This window comes from Pseudomonas sp. RC4D1 (assembly GCF_018390395.1).
Lineage (GTDB): Bacteria > Pseudomonadota > Gammaproteobacteria > Pseudomonadales > Pseudomonadaceae > Aquipseudomonas > Aquipseudomonas danubii.
In genome coordinates this window covers 1320425-1345715 of the sequence record NZ_JAHBAW010000001.1, presented here as the reverse complement: position 1 = coordinate 1345715, position 25291 = coordinate 1320425, and the positions used below count along the sequence as shown (strand labels likewise).

General features: G+C 63.4%; 17 protein-coding genes. 12 read left to right on the top strand and 5 right to left on the bottom strand.

Going from position 1 to position 25291, the window contains the following annotated elements; genetic code table 11:
• Positions 1 to 107: 107 nt before the first annotated feature.
• The 9 genes from KHO49_RS06110 (at position 108) to KHO49_RS06070 (ending at position 15532) form a co-directional block, all read left to right on the top strand.
• On the top strand, positions 108 to 6446 hold the full coding sequence (locus tag KHO49_RS06110) for a type I polyketide synthase (RefSeq protein ID WP_213664766.1): 6339 nt from the start codon (positions 108 to 110) through the stop codon (positions 6444 to 6446).
• Complete coding sequence (locus tag KHO49_RS06105) at positions 6443 to 7798, top strand: aminotransferase class I/II-fold pyridoxal phosphate-dependent enzyme (protein ID WP_102878442.1); 1356 nt, start codon at positions 6443 to 6445, stop codon at positions 7796 to 7798. Before KHO49_RS06110 ends, KHO49_RS06105 begins: the two co-directional genes overlap by 4 nt.
• Positions 7795 to 8820 carry a zinc-dependent alcohol dehydrogenase family protein gene (locus KHO49_RS06100; RefSeq protein WP_213664765.1) on the top strand — a complete coding sequence of 342 codons (1026 nt, stop codon included), beginning with the start codon at positions 7795 to 7797 and terminating at the stop codon, positions 8818 to 8820. The genes KHO49_RS06105 and KHO49_RS06100 overlap by 4 nt, the downstream gene beginning before the upstream one ends.
• Complete coding sequence (locus KHO49_RS06095) at positions 8813 to 9550, top strand: ABC transporter ATP-binding protein (protein WP_102878440.1); 738 nt, start codon at positions 8813 to 8815, stop codon at positions 9548 to 9550. The genes KHO49_RS06100 and KHO49_RS06095 overlap by 8 nt, the downstream gene beginning before the upstream one ends.
• Positions 9538 to 10764, top strand: a complete 1227-nt coding sequence (locus KHO49_RS06090; protein ID WP_102878439.1) for an ABC transporter permease — start codon at positions 9538 to 9540, stop codon at positions 10762 to 10764. Before KHO49_RS06095 ends, KHO49_RS06090 begins: the two co-directional genes overlap by 13 nt.
• A gap of 46 nt (positions 10765 to 10810) precedes the next feature.
• On the top strand, positions 10811 to 11572 hold the full coding sequence (locus KHO49_RS06085; protein WP_213664764.1) for an outer membrane lipoprotein-sorting protein: 762 nt from the start codon (positions 10811 to 10813) through the stop codon (positions 11570 to 11572).
• 18 nt (positions 11573 to 11590) lie between these two features.
• Positions 11591 to 12922: a hypothetical protein gene (locus tag KHO49_RS06080; RefSeq protein ID WP_213664763.1), complete on the top strand. Its 1332-nt coding sequence runs from the start codon at positions 11591 to 11593 to the stop codon at positions 12920 to 12922.
• Positions 12923 to 13204: 282 nt separating this feature from the next.
• Entirely contained in the window at positions 13205 to 14233 is a 1029-nt protein-coding gene (locus tag KHO49_RS06075) for an SEL1-like repeat protein (RefSeq protein ID WP_249735477.1), read from the top strand.
• A gap of 273 nt (positions 14234 to 14506) precedes the next feature.
• A complete protein-coding gene (locus tag KHO49_RS06070; protein WP_249735476.1) occupies positions 14507 to 15532 on the top strand; it encodes an SEL1-like repeat protein in 1026 nt (341 codons plus the stop codon).
• A 94-nt stretch (positions 15533 to 15626) separates the two neighbouring features.
• Here the strand turns inward: KHO49_RS06070 and KHO49_RS06065 are convergent, their stop codons facing one another.
• Genes KHO49_RS06065 through KHO49_RS06050 form a run of 4 tightly spaced genes read right to left on the bottom strand, consistent with a single transcriptional unit; the run spans position 15627 to position 20418 of the window.
• Entirely contained in the window at positions 15627 to 16487 is an 861-nt protein-coding gene (locus KHO49_RS06065) for an efflux RND transporter periplasmic adaptor subunit (protein WP_102878436.1), read from the bottom strand.
• Positions 16488 to 16497: 10 nt separating this feature from the next.
• The gene (locus tag KHO49_RS06060; RefSeq protein ID WP_007930063.1) at positions 16498 to 16698 is read right to left on the bottom strand and encodes a DUF1656 domain-containing protein; all 201 of its coding nucleotides are present in this window, start codon (positions 16696 to 16698) and stop codon (positions 16498 to 16500) included.
• Positions 16688 to 18895 carry an FUSC family protein gene (locus KHO49_RS06055; protein ID WP_170001125.1) on the bottom strand — a complete coding sequence of 736 codons (2208 nt, stop codon included), beginning with the start codon at positions 18893 to 18895 and terminating at the stop codon, positions 16688 to 16690. Before KHO49_RS06055 ends, KHO49_RS06060 begins: the two co-directional genes overlap by 11 nt.
• A gap of 11 nt (positions 18896 to 18906) precedes the next feature.
• Positions 18907 to 20418: an efflux transporter outer membrane subunit gene (locus KHO49_RS06050; RefSeq protein ID WP_110596051.1), complete on the bottom strand. Its 1512-nt coding sequence runs from the start codon at positions 20416 to 20418 to the stop codon at positions 18907 to 18909.
• A 266-nt stretch (positions 20419 to 20684) separates the two neighbouring features.
• Here KHO49_RS06050 and KHO49_RS06045 point away from each other — a divergent pair, with 266 nt between their 5' ends.
• Both KHO49_RS06045 and KHO49_RS06040 read left to right on the top strand, forming a co-directional pair.
• Entirely contained in the window at positions 20685 to 21653 is a 969-nt protein-coding gene (locus tag KHO49_RS06045; RefSeq protein WP_102878433.1) for a LysR family transcriptional regulator, read from the top strand.
• Positions 21654 to 21864: 211 nt separating this feature from the next.
• Positions 21865 to 22839 carry a 2-hydroxyacid dehydrogenase gene (locus KHO49_RS06040; RefSeq protein WP_102878432.1) on the top strand — a complete coding sequence of 325 codons (975 nt, stop codon included), beginning with the start codon at positions 21865 to 21867 and terminating at the stop codon, positions 22837 to 22839.
• 90 nt (positions 22840 to 22929) lie between these two features.
• On the opposite strand, the gene KHO49_RS06035 is transcribed toward KHO49_RS06040, so the two are convergent.
• The gene (locus KHO49_RS06035) at positions 22930 to 23877 is read right to left on the bottom strand and encodes a DMT family transporter (RefSeq protein ID WP_110596050.1); all 948 of its coding nucleotides are present in this window, start codon (positions 23875 to 23877) and stop codon (positions 22930 to 22932) included.
• Between the two features lie 156 nt (positions 23878 to 24033).
• On the opposite strand from KHO49_RS06035, the gene KHO49_RS06030 reads away from it, so the two are divergent.
• Positions 24034 to 24909, top strand: a complete 876-nt coding sequence (locus tag KHO49_RS06030; protein ID WP_213664762.1) for an AraC family transcriptional regulator — start codon at positions 24034 to 24036, stop codon at positions 24907 to 24909.
• Positions 24910 to 25291: the final 382 nt, after the last annotated feature.

Genomic DNA, 25291 nt, shown 5'->3' with positions numbered 1-25291 from the left:
AATCCTGTGCTAGGTTTACGGGCAGGCGAGTTCAACATTACTAAAATCGCAAAAAACCAACCACTTCAATATTGAAATCAAATAAATAGTTAAGGACAACTAGGATCATGAGAAAGATCGCAATCGTAGGGATGTCTTGCAATTTACCTGGAGATATCAATGACTTAAGAAAATTACTAAGCGCACTTAGAGAACGCCGAGTTACCGCCGAAACGGTCCCTAAAGACCGTTGGGACATGGCGCGCTATTACTCTATCGATGAGACTTCAAAGGGTAAGGCCTACGTAGAAAAAGGAAACTTCCTAAAACACGATATTCGTTCAATGGATGCCGAGTTCTTTGACTTACCAGCAAGTGTCGCGGAGAACATTGATCCACAGCAACGTTTATTGCTTGAACTAACCTGGGAAGCTTTCGAGAATGCCGGCCTGAACTTGCCGGCACATTCAGGTCGTAAAGTCGGGGTCTATGTCGGCGGTTTCATGCTGGACCAAATGGTCACCATGACCCACTTCGCCAACCGCACCCGACAGAACGCCAATACCCCCAGCGGGATGATGATGACGATGTTGGCCAACCGGCTGTCCCACGCATTCAACCTGCGTGGCCCTAGCCTGTCGATCGACACCGCCTGCTCCTCGTCGCTCGTCGCCTTCAGCTACGCCTGCAACGATATCTGGTCCGGCGAGTGCGACATGGCGGTGGTAGGCGGTGCCAACATCATGACGCGTCCCGAGTACCCCATCGGCATGTGCAAGGGGCACTTCCTCTCTCGCGATGGACAATGCAAGTCATTCGATGCCCGTGGCGACGGTTACGGCCGCGGCGAAGGCGGTGGCGTGGTGATCATCAAGGCCCTGGAGCAAGCGTTGCTCGATGGCGACACGATCCTGGCCACGGTGGAGGGCGCCGGCGTCAACTCCGACGGGCGTACCCCGGGCATCTCGCTGCCCAGCGCTGAAGCCCAGGGCGCGTTGATCCAGGACGTTTGCACGCGTTTCGACATTGATCCGGCTCAGGTGCGATACGTCGAATGCCATGGGACGGGAACCGCGGCAGGCGACCCGATCGAGGCACGCTCCATCGGGTCGGTCTATGGCAAGGGCCGCAGCGGCGACGACCGGGTGGTCCTGGGCTCGATCAAAAGCAACATCGGCCACCTTGAGGCTGGTGCCGGCATCGCCAGTCTGATCAAGGCAGTACTGACCCTGCAACATCGCGAAGCCTTCGAGCTGGGCAACCTGGAAACGCCCAACCCCGACATTCCCTTCGAAGAATGGGGAATTCGACTGGCCGCCGGGCCCATTCAACTGGCCGAACCGGGCGAAGCCTTTCTGGTAGGCATCAACTCGTTCGGTTTCGGCGGCACCAATGCCCACGTGGTGCTGCGTTCCGCGCCGGACCCTGAGCCTGCCCCGCTGACCGCCGCGGCCCGCAGCCAAGACGCGCCGCTGTACCTACCCTTCTCCGCACGCAGCCCCGGTGCGCTCAAGGAGCTGTCCCACCGCTACAGCGAGCGTCTGCAGGCGAGCAACGTCGAGCTGGACGACATCCTGCACTCCGCCGCATTCCACCGTGCGCCCCTCAATCATCGGGCCGTGGCCATCGGCCGGGATCGGCAGCAGTTGCATCAAGCGCTCAGCGAGTATTGGCAGCACGGGCATTGTGATCAGGTCATCACCAGTCGCCGTACGGCCCTGGGCAAACCCCAGCCGGTCTGGGTCTTCACCGGGATGGGACCACAGTGGTGGGGAATGGGCCAGGAGCTGTATCGCAGCGAGCCGGTCTATCGCGACGCGGTGGATACCGCCGACCGACTGTTCCAGAACGTCTCCGGGTTCTCGATCGTTGCCCAAATGCTCAAGAGCAAGGGCGAGTCACGCATTACACAGACGGCCTTCGCGCAACCGGCGAACTTCATGCTTCAGTGGGGGCTGGCGGCGATGCTGTCTGCCGCCGGGGTCAAGCCCGGGGCCATCGTCGGCCACAGCGTTGGCGAGGTCACCGCAGCCTGCGTGAGTGGCGCGTTATCCCTGGACGATGCGGTGCGCGTCATCCATGAGCGCAGCCGGTTGCAAGCGACCACCGCAGGCACCGGCAGCATGCTGGCGGTAGGCATCGGCCAGAAAGAGGCGCAAGCATTGCTGGCTGATTACGAGGGGCGCATCGAAGTCGCGGCGGTCAACGGGCCAAACATGCTGACCCTGTCGGGGGAAACCGCGGCCATTGAAGCCCTGGCCCAGACACTGGAAACCCAGGAGATCTTCAACCGCCTGCTGACAGTCGAAGTGCCTTATCACAGCTACCTGATGGCGCCGATCCTGGATGAGCTGACCGCCGCCCTGAGCACCATCAGTGCCTGCCAACCCTCCATCCCGCTGGTCTCGACCGTGACCGGGCGCTATGCCAGCCAGGGCCAGTACGGCACCGACTACTGGCAGCACAACGTGCGGCAACCGGTGCATTTCTACCCAGCGATCCAGACCTTGCTCGACGATGACTACGTCACCTTCGTCGAGATCGGCCCGCACCCGGTCCTGGCAGGCGCCTTGCGCGATTGCGCCAAGGTCCAGGCCAAGGAGATCCGCCTGGTCGAAACCCTGCGTCGCGAAGAACCGGAACAACAGCGCATGCAGCGTGTGGTCGCCCAGGTGTTCGCCAGTGGCTGCGACATCGACTGGCAACCACTGAACGGCCGCGGCCGCTTCACCGACCTGCCTAACTACCCATGGCAACGCGAACACCTTTGGCTTGAGAGTGAGCGCTCCAATTACCTGCGCATCGCCTCGACCCAAGTGCCCATGCTCGGCTACCGGCACTATCCGGCCAACGACACCTGGCTCAACGACCTGGATCACCAGGCTCTGGCCTACCTGAAGGAGCACGTGGTCTCGGGCGTCTCGATCATGCCGGCGGCAGGCTATGTCGAAACCCTGTTGGAGGCCGCGGCCGCGCTGTACCCGGACAGCCCGGGGCTGCGCCTCTCAGACCTGGAGATCCGCGCGCCGCTGGTGATTGCCAACAACAATCCTCTGGACTACGTGTCCACCTACTCCCGCGACAGCGGGCGGGTAACCCTCCACAGTATCGAGAGCGGCAGCATTGGCGCCGGTCAGGTCCACGCCGTCGGGCGGGTCGACGCACTGGCCATAAGCGAGCCTCAATCGCTTGACATTGCCGGGCTCCAAGCCTCGTTCGGCGGCGAATGGGAGCCCAAGGTGTTCTATCGCGAGCTGTCGCGCATCGGCCTCCAGTACGGACCGATGTTCCAGACCATCCGCTCGATCCGCGCCGACGCCAAGACCGGTCGGGCCCTGACCTTCATCGAGTGTTCAAGCGAACTCTCGAACCAGGGCTACCATGCTCATCCAACCGTTCTGGATGCCTGTTTCCAGTCATTGGTCGGCCTGCTGGAAGACAGCGACACCACCTATCTACCCACCGGTTTTCGCGAGCTGCGCCTGCTCGCCCCCGCGTTGCCCACACGTTGCTGGTGCCAGGCGGTAAGGACAAGTGCGACGGCTGCCTACGTTGAGTCCGATCTGACCATCACCGATGAACATGGCGTGGTCGTTGCCCAGATCAGGGGGATGCGCGTCACTGCTGTGCCCAACGCGCCAGGGCGCACCGACAAGTTCGGTGACCCGGTCAAACTGCAAATGGCCCGCTATGAATGGGCGGATGCCGGGACCCCACCCGAACCCAAGCGACTGGGTAACTGGCTGGTCGTCGAGGACGGTGCTTCCCGCGATCTGGCCGACCGTATCGTCGAGGACTTCCACAACGCCAGTGTCTCGGTCAGCGCCCGACTGCGTACCGGCCCCCAGGAACGGGCCGATGGCCTGGAGATCAGCGTGCCCCTCGAATCGGCCGCCATCGAGCGAGCGCTGGGGCGCATGGGCCCATTGGCCGGCGTGGTCTTCGTCCACGGCGCCCAGGCCCGCCTGGACAGCCAGGACCCAACCGGCGCCCAGGCACTGCTGTTGATGATCGAGGTCAGCCGCTGCCTGGCCAGGCTTGAGCTCGAACAGCGGCCCAGGGCCTATGTGATCACCCACAACGCCTTCAAGATCATGGACAACGACGCACCGGTGCAACCGGCGCAAACCGCGTTGGCCGGATTTGCCCGGGTCGCCTTCAACGAAATCGAAGGCGTGCACTTCAGCAGCGTCGACCTGCCGGCTACGCCGTCCGCCGTGGACATCAACGCCTGCCTTCGTGAGTTGATGTGCGACGCGCCACAGGATGAAGTCGCCATTCGCCAGGGTCGTCGCTTCAGCAGCCGGCTTGAAGTCCAGCCGTGGTTGGCCGACGCCCTGGTGGAGGAAGTTGCTCTGGCGGGCACGGATAGGGCGGTCCTGGTCCGTCCCGATGAAGACGACACTAGCCTTGGCAGCGTGAAGCTCATCGAAACCCCGCGCGAGCCCCTGGGCGCAGATGACATCGAGCTCAAGGTCCAACGCGTGGTGGTATCCAAACACGACCTGCAGGCAGCAGGCCATCCACCCTCCGGCCAGCACTATATCGAGCTGCTCGCCACCGTTACCCGCACCGGAGCCGAGGTTACCGACCTGCATCCTGGCCAACGGGTCTGCGGTCTTGCCCCCTTCACGTTCAGCAGCCACCTGCGCGGTCCGCGATCAGCCTTCCACCTGACCTCGCTGAGCGACGAGCAATGCAGCGACCGATTGCTGCTGGTAGCCGTGCGTGACGCCATCGCCCAGCACCTCATTGACCAGGCCGGTCTTGAGGCCGGCCTGTGTGCGCTGATCGAGGCAGATCCACTGGGCCTGGCCATCGATGCCGAACTCCAGCGCCGCGGCGTGCGTACCGTGCTGATCAACGTGCCCGACAGCAATGCCGCAGTCGCCAGCACGGTCATCACCGCCACTGGCAGTGCGCTGGACGCCGCCGTATGCGAACACACGGCCGGCCAGGGTTTTGACGCCATCATCGGTTCGATGCCGCGTTGGGATCGGCTGTACGGCTGGGAAGCGCTGGCCCGGGGCGGTGTGCTGATTGACACCGAAAAAACTGCACGCGCCTTTGCCCTGCCCGGCAATGCAGCCTCCCTGGTGCGCGCCGACCTGACATTGATCAGCCAACGGGCGCAGCTGTTCGCAACCTCCCTGCGCACGGCCGTGGAGCGTACCCGCCATGCTCAGGTCCCGGTCATCCCCAGCCTGACGATTTCCCTGGCCGACCTGGCCACGAGAAAGCTGTCAATGCTCGACAACGTGGATGTTCCGATCCTCATCGATTTTGATGAAGTGGAGAGCCCCCTCAAGGTCCAAGTCATGGAGACGGTGTCCTTCAGGCCGGATGCCTCCTACCTGGTCACGGGCGGTTTCGGTGGCTTTGGTCAGAAAACCAGCCGCTGGCTGGTGGATCACGGCGCACGACATATCGTGCTCGCCGGGCGCAGCGGCGCCGATACTCCCGAGCGCCAGGCCTTTGTCCAGGAGCTGCGCCAGCAAGGCGCGAACGTGCTGGCCCTGGCCTGCGATCTGGCCGATGCCAGTGCCGTGCGCGACCTGATGGGCACCATCGCCGACAGCGCTGCGCCCCTGCGGGGTGTGTTCCACCTGGCCACGGTGATCATCGATGAGGCGATCCTCGAACTCGATCCTGCGCATTTCCTCCAGGTCATGCAGAGCAAGGCGCAGAGCGCGCTATGGCTGCACCAGGCGACGCAGGAAATCGAGCTCGACCATTTCGTGCTGTTCTCGTCCTTCGCCGGGTTGATCGGCAACAGCAAGCAAGCCGCCTATGTCAGCGCCAACAGCTTCCTTGACGGCCTGACCTGGCATCGCCGGGCGCTGGGTTTGCCGGCACTGAGCATCAACTGGGGCGCGATTTCCGATACCGGCATCATTGCCCGCGATGAAAAGCTCGAACAGTTCATGCGCTACATGGGGCTGCGCGGCATGGAGACGCGCGAAGCACTGCAGTGGCTGGAACGCGCAATGCGGCGGGATATCACCCAACTGGGCATTTCCCTGGTCAGCAGTTGGGCTGATTGGGCGCGGTACGAAACCCTCAGCCAGCAATCGCCACGTTTCATCGAGCTGATCGCCTCCGATGCCGAGGCCAGCAACGACGCCAGTGAACGCCTGCGGGAGGAAATCGTTGCGCTGCCGGAGACGGAACGCTTCGCGGTGCTGTCAGGCCTGATCGTGTCGTTGATCGCCGATGAACTGGAAACCAGTGCCGACACGGTTTCGATCGACAGACCGATTCTCGAGTTTGGTATCGACTCACTGATGGCGGCGGAGATTCAGGTGGTGCTGAAAAACAACCTGGGGATCAGCGTCTCGGTGATCGAGATCCTCAACAACCTGACGATTCGCGGCATGGCCAACGATGCCCTGGCCAACATGGGACTGAGCGACGATCTCGATGCTCAGCCCTCGACAACGGTTCAGGCACAGGAGCGACAAGCATGACTACTCACCTGCATATCGAGCGGCTGCGTGCCCAGTTGTTGGGTAAACAGGGAACCGCCAGCGTCGGTGCCGCGACCGGCCCGGAGCAGGGCCCACGAGCGACCCCGGCCAAGGTCAAAGTCGGCCCCGAACACTACGACTTTGCCTACTTCCCGGAGCTGCGCGAGTTCAGCAACACCCAGTGGTACTACAACACCCAGGGCTATGAATGGAACATGTTCCGCCAGCACCTGGGGGCATCCAGCGCCGTGGTGGAGATGGATGGGCGGCAACTGATCAACTACGCCTCCTACAACTACCTGGACTTGCTGGGCGATCCGCGGATGCAAGACGCCGCCAAACAGGCCGTGGACGCGTTCGGCACTTCGGCGGGCTCGGGAAGGATCAACATGGGCGAGATCCCGATCTTCACCGAGTTCGAGCAACTGATCAGCCAGACACTGGGGGTCGAGGATGCGGTAATGGCGGTCAATGGCTATGGCGCCAACGTCGCGACCCTGGGTTATCTGGCCCGCCGCCAGGATCTGGTGATCTATGACGAGCTGATCCACAACAGCATGCTCATGGGGGCCAAGCTCAGCGGAGCCCGGCGCCTGACCTTTCCCCACAACGACTATGACGCCCTGGAGCAACTGCTGGTGGAGCACCGCCAGCACTACGAACGGGTGCTGATCCTGACCGAGGGCGTCTACAGCATGGACGGGGATATTCCGGATATCCCGCGCATGATCGACATCAAGCGCCGCCATCACGCCCTGCTGATGGTGGATGAAGCCCACTCGATGGGAGTGATCGGCCCCCGCGGGCTCGGCGTGGTCGACTACTTCGGCCTCGACGGTGCGGACATCGACATCCACTTCTCGTCCATGAGCAAGGCATTCGCCACGGTGGGAGGCTACATCGCCGGGCGCAAGGAACTGATCGCGATCCTCAAGCACTACGCGCCGGGCCTGTTGCTGTACACCGCCGCGCCCACGCCGGCCAGTGCCGCCGCCGGCCTGCAAGCGTTGCGCATCATGCACGCCGAGCCGGAACGGGCACGGCGGGCGGTCAGCAATGCCGGCTACTTCCGGACCCAGGCCCGGGCAGCCGGTTTGGATACGGGCTTGAGTCATGATTCGGCGATCGTGCCGATCATGATGCCCGACGGCGAGACAGCGGTATGGACCACGGCCCAACTGTTCGAACAGAACATCTGCACCTTCCCGATGATCTTTCCGGTGGTCCCGCGCAACACCGAACGCCTGCGTTTCTTTATCAGCGCCGCCCATACCCGGGAGCACATCGACCGTACAGTCGAGCTGCTGGTCGATCTGCGCAAGAACGCTCCCGCGAGCAAGGGGTTATTTTGAAACAGATACGTTTTGATCGATTCGGTCTGCCTTCCCGCGTGGCCTATTGCGTCGAGGTTGAGGACCCGGGGCCACCTTCGCCCTGGGAGGTGCTGGTCGAGGTGGAAGTCTGCGCGCTCAACCCTGCCGATCTCGCACGCCTGTCCGGCCGCTACGGTGAATTGCCCCAGTTGCCCGCGACCCTTGGTCTTGAGGCCATTGGTCGGGTGATGGCCTGTGGCGCCTCGGTCGACCAGCTGTGCGAGGGGGACCGGGTGATTCTGCTCGGCAACGAAAACTGGTGCCAGCAGCGCCGCATTGCCGCCTCGCTGGTGCACAAGTTACCCCCGCAACTGGACCCGCTGCAGGCCGCCTCGCTCAAGGTCAGCGCCTGCACCGCCATCGAACTGCTACGCCGGCAGAGCCAATTGGAGCCGGGGGCCTGGGTCATCCAGAACGCGCCCCTGTCGAGCGTCGGGCGGGCGGTGATGCAAGTCGCCCGGCATGACGGCCTGCGCACGCTGAATGTCGTCCGTCGCCCCGAAGCGGTGAGCGAAGTGCTCGCGGCCGGCGGCGATGCCGCAATCCTGGCCGGTGACCGATTGGTGCAAGAAGCCAAGGCCACCATGGGCTATGCCCTGGGGGGACTGGTGCTGGATGCCGTGGGTGGTGAAGGCGTTGCGCCCCTGGGAGAACTGCTGGAGCCGGGGGGCACCATCATCCAGTACGGCATGCTTTCAGGACAACCGGCCCAACTGGCCTGCGAGGATGTGATTTTCCGCGACATCAACCTCAAGGGCTTCTGGCTGGCCCGCCATCTGGCCCAGGTGTCCCATCAACATCGGGATGGACTGATGAGCGAAGCCACCGATTTGCTGGCCAAGAAGGTCCTGCAAGCGCAGGTGGCAGCGACCTACACGCTGGACGAAATCACCGCGGCACTGCGGCACTTCGAAACCCCGGGACGCAGGGGGCGCGTCTACCTGCTGCCCAACGGGCCGGTTCAGCACCTTTGCAGTGGAGGTCACCAGGATCATGGATGAAGTCAGCCAACGGCATGCTCCGCACGCCAATCCGCCCCCCGTGGATCAGGTGCCGCTCGTGCGACTGCGCAACCTGGGCAAGCGCTATGGCGACGTCATTGCGTTGCATGACATCAACCTGGACATCCCCAGCGGAGAAATGCTCGCCATCGTCGGGCCCTCGGGCAGCGGCAAAACCACGCTGCTGAACCTGATCGGGCTTCTGGACAAACCCTCATCCGGGCAGATCGAGCTGCAGGGCCACAGCGTGACCCAAAGCACCTCGGTGCACTATGCACAGCAACGCCTGCGCACCATCGGTTTCGTTTTCCAGAGCTTCAACCTGATCCCGGTGCTCGACGCCCTGGACAATGTGCTGCTGCCCTTGCGAATCGCCGGCCGTATCAGCGCGCAGCAGCGCCAGCGCGCCTGCCACTTGCTGCAAGAGGTCGGCCTGGCCGGGCATCTGCACCAGCGCCCGGACAAAATGAGCGGCGGCCAGCGGCAACGGGTCGCCATTGCCCGAGCCTTGATCGCCCAACCACGCCTGGTGATCGCCGATGAACCGACGGCCAGCCTGGACAGTGAAAACGCACATGCCGCGATGCAGTTGTTCCAACGGCTCAATCGCGGTTATGGCGTGACCTTCGTTTTCTCGACCCACGATGAGCGGGCATTGGGCTACATGGACCGATGCCTGAGCTTGTGCGACGGGCGAATCATCAAGCAGGTTCAGTCATGCACTCATTGATACTCGCGCTGAAAAACGCCTTCCGCAACGGACGACGAACCCTGGTCACGCTGCTGGCCATCGCCTTTGGCCTGGCGGCAATCAACCTGTTCAGCGGCTATGTCGCCAATGTCTACAAAGGGCTGGAGGATCTGGCGGTGATGGGCGAGCGCCTTGGCCACCTGACCCTGACCAAACGTGGCTTCTGGCTCGAAGGCAAACTCGATCCGACGCCATACCTGATCGCTCCTGAAGAGGCGCAGCGCATCGAGAACGTGCTGCGCGCTGCGCCGCACATCAAACATGTCTCGCCCAGGCTGAGCCTGAACGGACTGGCCTCCAATGGCCGCGCATCGACCATCTTCATCAGCGAAAGTATCGCGCCAGAGGACGACCAGGCCCTGGGCGGCTCGGCTCTGGGCTACTCCAACGGTCAACTCGATGCCCGGAATGAAATGGGGGTCGCGGTGTCCTCGGACCTCGCCAAGCTGTTGAACCTGCAACAGGACACGGTGTTCAGCCTGCTGTCGAGCACCTTCGACGGACAGGCCAATGCCGTGGACGCCATGGTCACCGACGTGTTCAACACCGGCACCGCCAGTACCAACGACAAGTTCATCCTGTTGCCCCTCAAGCTGGCCCAGGCGCTGCTCAACACCGACGCCATCGAACGCTTTGTCGTGGTACTCGATGATGCCGGGATGACCGAGACCATGGGCGAGCAATTGCAGGACAAGCTGCGGGCCGCAGGCATCGACGTCGAGTTCAGAACCTGGAAGCAACTGTCGAACTTCTATACCCAGGTCAAAAGCCTGTTCGACGTGATCTTCTCCTTTATCGCCTCGATCGTTCTGGTGATCTCGGCCATGAGCGTCGCCAACACCATGTCGATGGCGGTGGTGGAGCGCACCCGCGAAATCGGCACGCTGCGGGCCCTCGGGCTTTCGCAGAATGGGGTGATCCGGCTGTTTGCCCTGGAAGGTTTCTGGATCGCCGCCTTCGGTTGCCTGCTGGGACTGGTCCTGACCCTGGTGGTGGCCCTGGGGATCAATCTCGCCCAGATCGGCTACATCCCCCCGAACCTGTCCACAGAAGTACCGCTGCAGGTCGATCTGGACTGGCTGCGCATCGTCTCGACCGCGCTAGTGGTCACTGTGTTCGCCGTACTGTGCGCCGCCTATCCGGCGTACAAGGCCACGCGCCATGAAATTGTCGACGCACTCACGTTCGTCTAGTCGGCCACTGCGCCACAGGTCAATCACTCAAGAAGAAGGCTTCGTCATGCTCAAATACATCCTGGCCCTGCTCATGGGCTTGAGCGGCGCTCAGAGTTCGATGTCTTACGCAGACTCATCTCCTCTTACCCCACAGCAGATCGTCGCTGCCAGCGACCGTGCCCGAGGGGGCGGCCTGAGCGGTATCGAATGGAAAATCGACATCACCGGTGAGGACAGCAAGGGCCCCCTGAGCAAGCACAGCTACCTGGTCAAGGCCAGCGGCAACAACAGCCTGGCGCAAACCATCTATCCGCCCCGTAACCGAGGGGCTCGGCTGCTGCAGCTGGAACGCAACATGTGGTTTGGCAAGCCCAGCCTGAGCAAGCCGGTGTCGATTTCGGCACGCCAGAAGATGATCGGCATGGCCTCCAATGGCGATATTGCCTCGACCAATTACGCCAATGACTACAACGCCTCAGTGCTGCGCAGCGAACCGGTCAACGGCGAAGACAGCCATGTACTGGAGCTGCTGGCCAAGAATCGCTTCGTCACCTACGACCGCATCATCTATTACGTCTCAAGCACCCGCCTGGTACCGCTGAAGGCCGAGTTCTACACGGTCTCGGGCAAGTTGTTCAAAACCGCCAGCTTCGACGCCTACAGCAACCTGGAACTGGACAATGGCCAGCACCAGCTGTTCATCAAGCACATGACCATCCGGGATGCCATCGAGCCGTCCAACTACTCGGTCCTCGACTATCAGGATGTGAAGTTGCAAACCTTCGCCGCCGACACCTTCAGCATCGACTCGCTCAATCGCCCCTGAATCAGGATGAAACAACGCATGCCACGCCCAAGGATGGGGTACCCGCAGGCGGCTCGATGGCGAGCCGGCCCGCTACAACCGCGGCTCTGGCTGCTGGTGCTCTGCTGCAGTGCCGCGCCGTCCGCCAGCGCCCTGGACAGCCTGTCACTGCACAACGACCTGACCGTCCTCAGCTATGCCACCTGGAACCGGCTGAACCAGGACGCATTGGCCAACCCGGACAATCTGATCGCTCAACTGCCACGACGCCAGATGGAGCTGGCGCCACGCCCGGATTTCAGCCTCACGACCTCGTCATGTTTTTTCCAGTTCAAGCCACGGGCGTTCCTCAGTGCCCGGGGAGAGAGTTTTGCTACGGGCGACCAACACACCTCCGGTGATGCCTATGTGAACGAAGCACGCCTGTCCTGCTCGCTGCCCAATGCGCTCAACCTGGAGTTGGGACGCGGCACTTTGCTGTGGGGCAACGCGGTCCTGCTCTCGCCCAGCAATCCCTTTTTCCCCGAGACCGGCAAGACTGATCCGGTCAACGAGGTCTTCGGCAAAGATTTCGCACGAGCCACTCTGGCGCTTGCCGAGCACTGGCAAATCGAGGGCATGCGCAGCGTCAGTAGCAACTCGCGAGACATGAGCGCGCAGCACTTCTCCCCCATCAGCGCGGTGAAGCTCAACTGGACCGCAGAGGCCGCGACGGCCAGCCTGCTGGCCTCCAAACGCGACAACGGCGTCAGGCGACTGGGGGCTTATGGCACCCTCACCGTCTCCGATGCGTGGCTGCTCTACCTGGATGGTTCGCTGGGGCAAGGCCGCGACATTCCCTTGCCTGTGGCTCCCACGGCGCAAACCAGGGCCTGGCACTTCGAACACCAGCCGATGGCCGACCGCAGGTTGCGCAAAAGCCTGCTGCTGGGCAGCGGTTACACCTTGGAATCCGGCTGGACCCACACCCTGGAAGCGCTCTACAACGGTGACGGCTATAGCCCGTCCGAGCGCGAGGACTATCAGCGGGCGATTGGCCAGAGCAACGCCGCGCTGATGCTGGGTGATGACAATGCGGCCCAAGTGCTGGGGCAAGCCCTGCTCACTGCCCGGCAAGGCCTGCTGGGGCAGCGCTACGCCATGTACCAGATCGACCGCAACGACTGGTTCAACACCTGGGACCTGGCACTGCGCTACACCCAGGCCTTCGACTCGCCACGGGGCGGCAATCTGGCGCTGTCGCTGAACTACAAAATGAACGATCACAGCGAACTGTTCACCTTTGCCCAGTGGAATACCGGCAATGGGCAGTCCGAGTTTGCACAACTGTCTCGCTCTTCAGTCATCAGTGGCATCCGCTACTACTTTTGAAACCCGTATCCGCAGACCTGTCAGGGCCCCCGTCATTGGCCAGGACACTCGCTGATCGAGGAGAAAAGGCTGATGAAGCAGTGCCGATTGAGCGCCAAGCGCTGAGCATTCAACGTCGCCGATCACCTGCATGACACCGTTGTATGCCGCGCCGATGCCCGTAGAATGGGCGCACTCAAATCGCAGGGAAGCGGCATTTCAAGCACGGAACGGCTGCACCCCGCCCCTGCTCATGCCCTCTTGGCGTCCTGCCTTTTACGATTGAACCTCAGGGACTCTCCATTGATATCTCGCAGCCTGCTGCCCTTGGCCATCCTCACTCTGCTGCTGGGCTGCAATGCCTCGTCACCGGACGAAAAACTCAATGCCACCCTGCCGGACCTGAGCCTGGAACAGATCCTGCCCAAGGTCGAAGCCAACCCGTACTGCTCGCCGGAGATGGACAGCGAACGGCTGGTCGGCCTCGGCATCCGACTGATGAATGAGGACGAGGTACTGCATGGCGCAAGCCGTACCTTGCTGGCGAGCAAGGCCATACAAATGGCCCGCGCCTGCCTGATCATGGCCGCCCCCCGCGACACCATGAGCCTGTGCATCCTGGGCGGGATTGTCGGGTCCAGGCAGAAGGACTATGACAAAAGCGAAGCCTTCAACTACATCGCTTACGCCGCCCAGCACAATGAATCCTGCGCGGAAGCGGGCCTGTACGACATCTACAACCTTGGCAAGTTGGACCAGCCCGCGAACAAGGCATTGGCCATGGCCTGGCTGGAACGCGCCGCTCGGCACGGCGACGAGGACTCGCAACAAGAGATGCTGCGCAGCAGCGAACAGGACAATTTGCCACTGGCCTACGCCTGGGCCCGAACCCTCGATGACGCCCAAAGGCTCGAAGCGCTGAAACGCAAGATGAGCCCTCAGCAAACAGCTGAAGGCGAACAGCACTACACCCGGCTGCTCAGCCAGCTCCCCTCCAAAAAGGATCTGGAGCAGGCGCTGCGCCAGAACGTCATCCTCCTGGGCACAGGGGATATCTACTACGACTACCCGGAGGTGTTCGCGGGCATGTCGCCTGAGCAACAGCATGCTTTCGTCGCCCAGTTGGTAGACATGCAGGACCGCTACCCGAAGTTCCACACCCGCGGCCAACTGGTGGCCTACGCCTTGATTTCCCGCCTGGTGCAAAGCACCGGGCCGGCCGTGGACCTGTGGCAAGACCCGGCGCTGCAGGCCGTGCTGGAGGACGATGACCTGAGCGTGGAAGACAGCGTGGCCAAGGCCAAAATCCTCCTGGCCAAGCGCAAGCCATAGCAGCGGCTGGCGCTACGCCTTTTGCAGCCGCCGCCGAGGTGTCGCGCGCAAGACCCAAGGGCCCTTTGCCGCAGCCAAACAGGTGCGGCGGTTTGGGTTGTACGCCCTCTCAAACCCCGTAGAATGCGCAACCTTGAGCCCTTGGGCCCATGCAGCATGGAATCGCTGGTGTCGACACCCAAGCACGGAATGGCTAACGCTCCACCCTATCCCGTCCTGTCCCTGCCTGATTTCATGCGCGTCTTTTTTCATTCGCCGATCAGGGAATACCCATTGAAATTGTTCAACGTGCTGCCACTGGCCTTGGCTGTCTTGCTGGCGGCTTGCGCCTCCACGACGCCGGAAAACACCGCACCGAAAATCCCCGAACTGAATGACACCCTGCCCAAGCTGACGCTGGAAAGTGTCTTGCCCAAGGTCAGCACCAACGAATACTGCAACCCGGCCATGGAGGCCGATCTGCTGTTCGGCATCGGTTACAAGCTGAACGAGATCGAGGACTACAAGAACGCCAAGGGCTGCTTCGCCATGGCCGCGCCGCACTACACCCGGGCCTTCTGCTACCTGTCCACCACCACCGACCAGGAAACGGACAAGCCCAAGGCCGAGCGCGACCGCGAGTCGTTCAACTACATCGCCTACTCGGCGTCGCAGAACGATTGGTGCGCCGAGTACGGCATGTACGCCACCTACTGGTTCGGCGACAAGGACATCCCCAAAGACCGGGACCTGGCCCTGCGCTGGCTGGAACGCTCGGCGCTGCACGGCAACCCGGAACCGCAGCAGAGCCTGGCCGACGCCGCCGAAGAGTCCGGCGATCTGGTGAAGGCCTACGCCTGGCTGAAAGTCATCGACAACACCGAGGACACCAGCCAGTTGGATGCCCTGAAAGGCAAGATGAGCCCTGAGCAACTGGCCGAAGGCGAACAGCGCTTTGCCGACCTCAAGAAGCGCGTAACCAGCAAGCAGGTGATGTACGACGAAGCACGAGATGAGGAGGTGGCGATTTTCTCGGCCGAGATCCATTTCGATCTCCCCGACCTGTTCCAGGGCATGACCACGGCCCAGCGCCAGGCCTTTGTCAAAGCGGCCATCGCCAAGGCCCGGGACAGCGGCAAGTTCGATCTGCATTACGCGCTGACCCAGTACATCATCGTCTCGCGCCTGGCCCAACAGCGTTACCCCGGTGTCGACGTGCTGCAGAACCCGAAGCTGGTGGCCGCGATCAACCACGTCAACGACGGCCTGGAAGCCACGGCGAAGAAGTCCCTGGCGATCATGCAGAAAAGCTACAAATAACCGCCCCCCCACTGTCGTAGGAGCCGGCTTGCCGGCGAAGAGGCCCGCGAGCCTTGCATCGCCCCTGCCGGCGCTTTCGCTGGCAAGCCAGCTCCTACAGGGGCTCGGGGTTGACGATGACGGTGCAGGTGATGCCCGCCGCCAGCAGCACACCTTCCGGCACTTCATCAATGTGGATGCGCACCGGCACGCGCTGGGCCAGGCGCACCCAGTTGAAGGTCGGGTTGACGTCGGCGATCAGTTCGCGGCTTTCCGGGTTGTCGCGGTCGTAGATGCCGCGGGAAATGCTTTCCACATGCCCCTTGAGCACTTCACCGCTCATCAGTTGCATGTCGGCCTTATCCCCCACGCGCACGTGGGGCAGCTTGGTTTCTTCGAAGAAGCCATAGACCCAGAACGAGTTCATGTCGACCACCGCCATCTTCGCCTCGCCGATGCGTGCGTAGTCGCCGCGGTGCACGTTGAGGTTGGTGACGTAGCCGTCCACCGCCGCCCGTACCTGGGTGCGTTTGAGGTTGAGCTCCGCCGCTTCCAGCTGCGCCTGGGCGTGCTGGTAATCGGCCAGGGCCGAGTCGGCGATGTTGCCGGCGTCGTCGCGGTTTTCCTTGGAGATCACCAGGTTGTCCATGTCGGCGCGGCGTCGGGCGTTGACCTTGCGCATCTCCCAGGTGGCCTTCTTCGAGGCCACCAGCGCTTGCGCCTGCTTGACCGCGATCTGGTAGTGCTCGGGGTCGATCTGCATCAGCAGATCGCCCTTGCGCACCAGCTGGTTGTCCTTGACCGGCACGTCCACCACTTCGCCGGTAACGTCGGCGGCGACGTTGATGATGTCCGCGCGCACCCGGCCGTCACGGGTCCAGGGGGTGTACATGTAGTGCTCCCACAGGGTACGGCCAATCCACAGGGCCAGGGCCAGCACGAGCAGGGTGGCGAGCAGGCTGAAAAACTTTTTCATTGCGGGGGTCTCAACGGTAGACAGTGAGCGCCATGGCGCCGAACAGACAGCAGAACAGGCTCAGGCGCAGCAGCGCCGGGTGCCAGAAGAAGCGATACAGGTCATAGCCGGAAATAAACCGGTCCAGGGCCCAGGCCAGGGCCGCGGCGATGAAGAACATCAGGGTCATGGTGGGCATGTAAACGCCGTGGAAGGCGATTTCACGAGGCATGGTCAAGTCCTTGGGGTGCAGGCGCCGTTGGCTTGGCCACGGCATAGGCTGCCAGCGGCGATTGCGGGTCGAGCAGTGAAGTACGGATGAAGTGCAGGTAGCTCTTGACCCGGCGCAGGGCCGAAGTGTCGAAGTGCGGGGCAAAGGGCTCGTCGGTGGCCTGGACCCGGCTGATGGCGTGGTCCACGGCGATCAGGCCGCGCTCCAGGTTGCTCTGGCTCGGTTGCAGGAACAGCCGCACCAGGGAGCGCCCCATGACCCGGATCGCCTGGCGCCAGGGCTGGGATTCGGCATAGGCCGGGTGCACCGGGAGGATCGCCTGCTCCTTGCGCAACTCGATAATGGCGTGGCCGACTTCCAGCACCACGAACATCCAGCGCAGCAGCTCGCTCTGCACCTTGGGCTGGCCCACCGCCAGGCCGTAGGCCTGGTGCAGCAGGTCACGGGTGCGGCTTTCGAAACTGGAGGCCAGGCCCTTGAGCTTGCCGCTGATGGCGTACACCACCTGGCCGCGCAGGTCCTGCTCCAGGCGCCGCCACAGCCAGCGGCTGTTGGGCGGCAGGATGATCGCCCCGGCCGCGGCGCAAACCAGCATGCCCATGACCATGGCGATGTAGTCGTTGATGAAGGTGTAGGGGTTGTAGACGGTCAGGTTGTCCGGCACCGAACCGGTGCTGAAGAAGATCAGCAGCCCCAGGCCGACCCCGGCGTACTTGGGCCTTGAGGCGAGGAATGAACCGAGCACGATCACCGGCGCCAGCATCAGGCACAGCAGCGGGAAGCCGTCGATCCAGGGGAACACGAAGAACATTTCGACGAAGCCCACCAGGGCACCGATCAAGGTCCCGCAGGCCATCTGGAAGGCCATGCGCTTGGGGTTCGGCGTCGCGGCCGAGAGGCCGATGGTGGCGGCGGCGATCAGGGTCATGGTGGCGCCGCTGGGCCAGGCGGTGGCCACCCAGTAGCTGCCCAGCACCACCAGCACAAAGGCCGCGCGGATGCCCGAAGCGGCGCAGGCCAGCCAGTTGGTCTGCGGCGTGTAGGGCTCGTCCCAGCGCTCGCGTTCGTGACTGTGGTCGGCCAGGGACGCGTGGGTCTGGGCGTAGCTGTGCATCTCGTCGACGAAGCGGTAGAGCAGCTCGTAGGCGGTGTGAAAATCCAGCTGCTCGGCGTCGCTCGGACCGCTCTCCTGGAAGGCCGCCCGCAGGCTGCGCACCCGTGCTGGCAGCTCGGCCTTGTAGGCCGCCAGGGCCGTGGCCAGGCGCGCCGCATCGGGGCTGGTCAGGGCCCGGCCGGAGAAACCGTCCAGCAGTTCCGCCAGGTCCTGCAGGCCCGGCTTGATCGCTGCCACCACATGGTCGGCGCCACTGCTGCGCAGGCGCTCGAGCAACTGGTGCAGGGCGTTGAAACGCGTGGTGATGCCCATGAATTCGCTGTTCAAGCGGCTCAGGCGGCCATTGCGCCGGCGCATGTGCGGGTCTTCAAACACAGTGACGCTGCGCAGCCCTTCCAGGCCCACGGCCTCGGCGATGAAGCGCACGTTGCTGGTTTCAAAGCTGTCGCGCTGGCTGCGCCCGCGCAGGCCGTCGGTGACGAACAGGGCGAACACCCCGAAGCGTTGGTACAGGGCGTTGCGCATGGCGGCGCTGGCGGTCTGCGGCAGGATCGCGGCGCTGACCAGGGTCGAACAGAGAATCCCCAGGGAGATCTCCAGCACCCGCCACACCGCCGCCATGAAGGCGCCTTCCGGGTGAGCCAGGGCCGGCAACCCGACCATGGCCGCGGTGTAGCCGGCGAGGACGAAACCGTAGGCGCGAAAGTTGCGGTAGCGCGCGGCACCGGCCGAGCAGATGCCGACCCAGATCGCCAGGGAGCCGAGGAACAGCTCGGTGTTCTGGGCGAACAGGGCGATCAGCGCCACCATCACCGCCGAGCCGGTCAAGGTGCCGAGAAAGCGGTAGAAGCTCTTGGCGAACACCTGGCCGCTCTGCGGCTGCATGACGATGAACACGGTGATCATCGCCGTGCGCGGTTGCGGCAACTCCAGGCGCATGGCCAGCCACAGGGTGAGGAACGCGGCGGCCAGGACCTTGAAGATGTACACCCAGGTCACGCCGTCGCTGCGCGCCCAGTCGAAGAAACCCCGGCGCCATTCCAGGGAGTACAGCCAGCGCAAAGGGGCGGGCAAGGAAGTCATGAGGGCCTGCTTCAGTGGTCGAACACGGCCAGGGCCGCGGGGGTCTTGGGTGCCTGGGTGCGATTTTCCGCGGGGACGTCACGGCCGGCTTCCAGCCCGCCGCCCAGGGCCGTCACCAGGTCCGCCTGGACGGTCAGGCGCGCGGCCTGCACCTGTTGCTGGATCTGCTGCTGGTGGAACAGCAGGCTCTGGGCGTTGAGCACGTTCAGGTAGTCGGTCAGGCCGCGCTGGAAGGCCACGGTGGCGATGTCGTAGGTCTTCTGCGCTGCGGCCACCGACTCGGCGGCGAAGGCTTGCTGCTTGTCCATGGACTCGCGGCGGATCAACTGGTCGGAGATGCTTTTCAGCGCGTCCACCAGGGTCTGGTTGTACCTGGCCACGGCCAGGTCGTAGCCGGCTGCGGCTTCACCCAGTTCCGAGCGCAGGCGCCCGCCGTCGAAGATCGGCAGGCTGATGGCCGGGCCGACGTTGTAGTTGAGCTTCTTGCCGGTGAGGAACTCCAGGGCCCCGCCGCCGGTGGCCATGAAGCCGAGGCTGCCCACCAGGTCGACGTTGGGGTAGAAGCCGGCGTGAGCCACATCGATGCCGCGAGCCTGGGCCGCCACTTGCCAGCGGCTGGCGACCACGTCCGGGCGCTGGCCCAGGAGTTCGGCGGGCAGGGCCGAGGGCAGTTTCAGCGCGGCGCCCAGGGACAGGCTCGGTCGCTGCAGTTGCGCGCCCTCCCCCGGGCCCTTGCCGGCCAGGGCCGCCAGTTGATTGCGGGTCAGGGCGATTGCTTCGTCCAGGGCGTCCAGTTGGCGATGGGTTTCCGGCAGCGGCGCCTCGGCCTGGCTGACTTCGAAATGGGTGCCGAGGCCGCCGTCCAGGCGTCGTTGCGCCAGTTCGAGAATCTGTTGCTGCTGCTTCAGGGTGGCGGCCACGATATCGCGCTGGGCGAAGTGCAGGGACAGCTGGATATAGCTGCGCACCACGTTGTTCACCAGTTCCAGCTGGGCCTGGCGGGCTTCGGCCACGCTCATGTGGGCCAGGTCGACGGCGCGCTCGGTGCTGTTGCTTTCCCGGCCCCAGAGGTCCAGGGCATAACTCAAGCCCAGGGCGGCGTTGTTGTCCCAGGTGGTGGTGTTGGCCAGGGCGCCGGGGCCGTAGAACTGATCGGTGGGCCAGTTGTGGCGCTTGAGGGTGGCGTCGCCCTTGATCTGCAACGACTCGGCCGACTCGGCGATACCGGCCAGGGCCTTGGCCTGGCGCACCCGGGCGGCGGCCATGGCCAGGCTCGGGCTGCCTTGCACGGCGAGGCTGATCCAGCGGTTCAGCTGCGGGTCGCCGTAGGCCTGCCACCACTGGGCACTGGGCCAGTGGGCCTCTTGCGCGGCGCTCTTGATCGCCTCGTCAGTGGCCAGTGTATTAGCGGGAAGTGTCTTGCCTTGTGGGGCAATGCCTCCGGTTCCGATGCAGCCGCTGATTGCTAACGATAAAGCCCAAACACTGAGGGTCTTGAACCCTCTGCTGATGCGACGCGGCACTGCTGCGAATTCCTGAAGATCGGGGGGGAGTATTTCTCTCGTAGGCATCGGCTGGCCGGCGCAGCGATACGCCTGCTAAACCGCGTTGCGCGGATCGCCGGCAAACCGGCTCCTACGGATCGGCGCAATTCTAGGGGGCGGCCGGGGCGGCGATAAGGTGGGATTCCTGTGAATCTTTGTTACCGTAAACGCGATAATCCCTTGGTCGCCTATCCAAGCCCCCGTAACTTCGTGTCACAATTTGCCATCTCCCCAGAGAGCACCCCATGGACACTTTGCAAAACATGCGCGCCTTCAGTTGCGTCGCCGAAGCCGGTAGTTTCACCGCCGCGGCAGTGCAACTGGACACCACCACGGCCAACGTCTCGCGCGCAGTCTCCAATCTTGAGGCTCACCTGCAAACCCGCCTGCTCAACCGCACCACCCGCCGTATCGCCCTGACCGAAGCCGGCAAGCGCTACCTGCTGCGCTGCGAGCAGATCCTGGCCTACGTCGAAGAAGCCGAGGCCGAGGCCAGCGACGCCCACGCCCGCCCCGCCGGGCAATTGAAAGTGCACACCATGACCGGCATCGGCCAGCACTTCGTGATCGACGCCATCGCCCGCTATCGCAAGTCGCACCCGGACGTGACCTTCGACCTGACCATGGCCAACCGCGTGCCGGACCTTCTGGACGAAGGCTACGACGTGTCCATCGTCCTGGCCAGCGAGCTGCCGGACTCGGGGTTCGTCTCCCAGCGCCTGGGGATCACCTACAGCATCGTCTGCGCCTCCCCGGCCTACGTGAAAGCCAACGGCTGCCCGCACAAACCCAGCGACCTGCTCAACCATGCCTGCCTGCGCCTGGTGAGCCCGGTGATACCGCTTGAGAAGTGGGCTTTCGACGGCCCGGAAGGCCAGGAGATGGTGACCATCAACAGCTCGCCGTTCCTGGTGAACTCCGCCGACGCCATGAAGACCGCGATCATCAGCGGCATGGGCGTTGGTGTGCTGCCGGTGTACGCCGCCATCGAAGGCCTGCGCAACGGCACCCTGGTACGGGTCATGCCCAAGTACCGCTCCCAGGAGTTGAACCTGTACGCCATCTACCCGTCGCGCCAGTACCTGGACGCCAAGATCAAGACCTGGGTCGAATACCTGCGCGGCTCCCTGCCGGAGATCCTCGCCGCGCACCAGGCGGAACTGGCGGCCTATGAACTGAGCGGCAGCCTGAGCGGCGCACGCCTGAGCACTTGAGCCCGCCCCCTTGAACCGGGGGCCTGTAGCCGCTGTCGAGCCAAGGCGAGGCTGCGCGGGCTCAGCCTGAGCAACTCTCGCCGAACCCTCCAGAGCGGCCACCAGGCCGCCCCCGTTGCAAGCCATCGCAGCCTGCGGCAGCGGCTACAAAAAGCCGGTGGGGAATGTTAGCTTGCTTGGCATTCTCTCCCGCCTGATGAGTCTCCCCGCAATGAAAAAGACGGTACTTGCCTTCAGCCGCATCACCCCCGAGATGACCGAACGCCTGCAACAGGACTTCGAGGTCATCGTCCCCAACCCCAAGCTCGGGGACATCGCCGCGCAGTTCAATGAAGCCCTGCCCCAGGCCCACGGCCTGATCGGCGTCGGCCGCAAACTGGGACGCGCGCAGCTGGAAAACGCCGCACGACTGGAAGTGGTGTCGAGCATCTCGGTGGGCTACGACAACTACGACCTGGACTACTTCAACGAACGCGGGCTGATGCTCACCAACACTCCCGACGTGCTCACAGAAAGCACCGCCGACCTGGCCTTTGCCCTGCTCATGGGCAGCGCCCGCCGGGTGGCCGAGCTGGATGCCTGGACCAAGGCCGGGCAATGGCAGGCCAGCGTCGGCCCGGCGCTGTTCGGCGGCGATGTGCACGGCAAGACCCTGGGCATCGTCGGCATGGGCAACATTGGCGCGGCCATCGCCCGGCGTGGGCGTTTGGGCTTCGGCATGCCGATTCTCTACAGCGGCAACAGCCGCAAGACTGCCCTGGAACAGGAACTGGGGGCGCAGTTCCGGAGCCTGGAGCAACTCTTGGCCGAGGCGGATTTCGTCTGCCTGGTGGTGCCGCTGAGCGACAAGACCCGACACCTGATCAGCCACCGCGAACTGGCGCTGATGAAACCCAGCGCGATCCTGGTGAACATTTCCCGGGGGCCGGTGGTGGATGAACCGGCGCTGATCGAAGCCCTGCAGAAGGGCCAGATCCGCGGCGCCGGCCTGGATGTGTACGAGAAAGAGCCGCTGGCAGAATCGCCGCTGTTCCAACTGAAAAATGCGCTGACCCTGCCGCACATTGGCTCGGCCACCCATGAAACCCGTGACGCCATGGCCAACCGCGCCATGGCCAACCTGCGCAGCGCCCTGCTGGGCGAACGCCCGCAGGATCTGGTCAACCCGCAAGTGTGGAAGGGCTGACCAGCCACTGCCTCTCACCCCCTGTAGCCGCTGCCGAGCCTGCGAGGCTGCGACAAGGTCCGCAGGACCTTCAGCGATAGCCCGGCAGAATCAGGTCGCCTGGTTTTGCGACGGCTGCGCCGCCGTTCGCAGCCTCGCGAGCTCGGCAGCGGCTACAGAGGCTGGCGCAGCCTTGGGTTTACGGAACACCAGGACGTTGCCCAGCATCACCAGCACCAGTCCAGCCAATGCCGGGGCGGTCCACTGATAGCCTTCGGCAAAGGCCGAGACGTTCAGCGCCACCACCGGGAACAGCACCGTGCAATAGGCCGCCCGCTCCGGGCCCATGCGCCCGACCAGGGTCAGGTAGGCGGTAAAGCCGATCACCGAACCCGGTATCACCAGGTACAGCAGCGAGCCGATGTAGCGGGTGGTCCACTCCAGGTCGAAGGCAATGCCCTGGAACAGGCAATACACCGCCAGCATCGTCGCGCCGTAGGCCATGCCCCAGGCATTGGTGGTCATGGGCTTGAGCCCGGCTTTCTGCTGCAGGCTGGAGAGCATGTTGCCCGCCGAGAAGCACAAGGTGCCCAGCAGGGCCAAGCCCAGGCCCCGCAGGGTTTGCGGACTGGCGCTGTGGCCTGCCAGTTCCGGCCAGAACAGCAGCCCCAACCCCAGCAGGCCCAGGCCGCCGCCCAGCAGCACGTTGCGGGCAATCTTCTGGCCAAAGAACACCCGCGCATTCAGGGCATTCCACAAGGTCGCGGTAGAAAACACCACCGCCACCAGGCCGCTGGGAATCCATTGGCTGGCGTGCAGAAAGCACATGAAATTGATGCAGAACAGGCATAGGCCCTGGGCCAGGCAGATCAGGTGGCCACGGCGGTTCATCGGCTGCAGCTTGCGGCTGAGCAGCAGCAAGGCGAACAGCACCAGGGCCGCCAGGGCGAAGCGATAGACGATGGACACCGGAATCGCCACCACCCCCAGTTGCAGTTTCAGGGCGATCCAGGTGGTGCCCCAGATCAGCACGGTCAACAGGTACAGCGATAGGTTCATGGCGGGACTCCTTTATCAGGAGTGCAGTGTCCCGTCCGCCAGACCTTGGGCGCTTGCATAAACTTGCGCTTTTTATCGGCCCGGGGCTGGCGGCGAACCGGCGAGGGAGTAGCATGCGAACCACCGGAAACCGGACCCCTTGCCGACTCGAACAGCATGCCCGTACTGGATACCCTGCAAGTCTTCCAAGCCTTGAACCGCTCGCCCCATGCTCGCCTGGAGCATAGCGCCGAGCTCGGAGACGGCTTGTCCGCAGCCTTGTGGAGCAACCATCACGACGCCCAGGAATATGAGGCGCCCGGCCACCACACCCTGTCCTGCTACCTGGCCGGCGGCACCGGCACCTTTCGCCGCGATCAGCCGGGCAGCAAAGGCGGCCCAGGCAAGCTGTGCATCCTGCCTGCCGAGCACCAATCGGCCTGGGTGATCAACGGCGATATCCGCCTGGCCCACGTGTATTTCAGCCCCGAACAATTCGCCCTGGGTTGCGTCACCCTGCTGGACCGCGAACCCCGGGCAATGCAACTGCGCGAAAGCACCTTTGTCGACGACCCCGAGCAGACCCGGCGCTTTGCGCAACTGGTCCGCCTGAATTGGGACGAGCCCGGCGAGCGCCTGCTCACCAGCAGCCTGGCCCACGAGATGCTCTGCCATGCCCTGCTCAATCAAGTGGGCCTGCGCCAGGGTGCCCGGCTCAAGGGCGGCTTGGCCGCGCACCAGCGCCGCCTGCTGGTGGACTACATCGACAGCCAGCTGGACGCGCCCCTGAGCCTGGGCCAACTGGCGGGGTTGTGTGCGCTGTCGGAGTACCACTTCGCCCGCATGTTCCGCGCAAGCTTCGGCCTGCCGCCCCATCAATATGTGCTGGCCCGGCGCCTGAGCCGGGCCCGGCACCTGCTACGCAGCACTGCCCAGCCCCTGGGGGAGATTGCCCTGGCCTGTGGTTTTGCCAGTGCCAGCCACTTCAACAATCGCTTCCGCCAGGCCCTGGGTGGAACACCGGGGGACTACCGCCTGGCATTCCTGCGCTGAGGTTCGGCTTAATCCTGACCCGCCTCTGTAGGCCCCTTCTTATGCCAAAGTCCGCATCGGCACGCCTGAATAAGTAAATTACTCAAATTCTTTACATAAACAGGACAACTCTTACCAAACAACCAATAAACTCCTACGCCGCCCTCTATAAAAGAGCACTTCCAACAAGTACCGATATGACAAACAAAAACATAAACAGGTAATTATTTTAAAACTTCAGTTATCACCCCATTCACAGAACTGATGATTCTTGTTTAACCCCAGACCCAACTTAGTCTTTAGGCCTTGAATCCCCGGCATTACGCAAAGATTCAACAAACAGCCACACGCCTTCACCCCCATCAACTTCAACCCCAAAAAAGCCACACCCACAACTTCACCC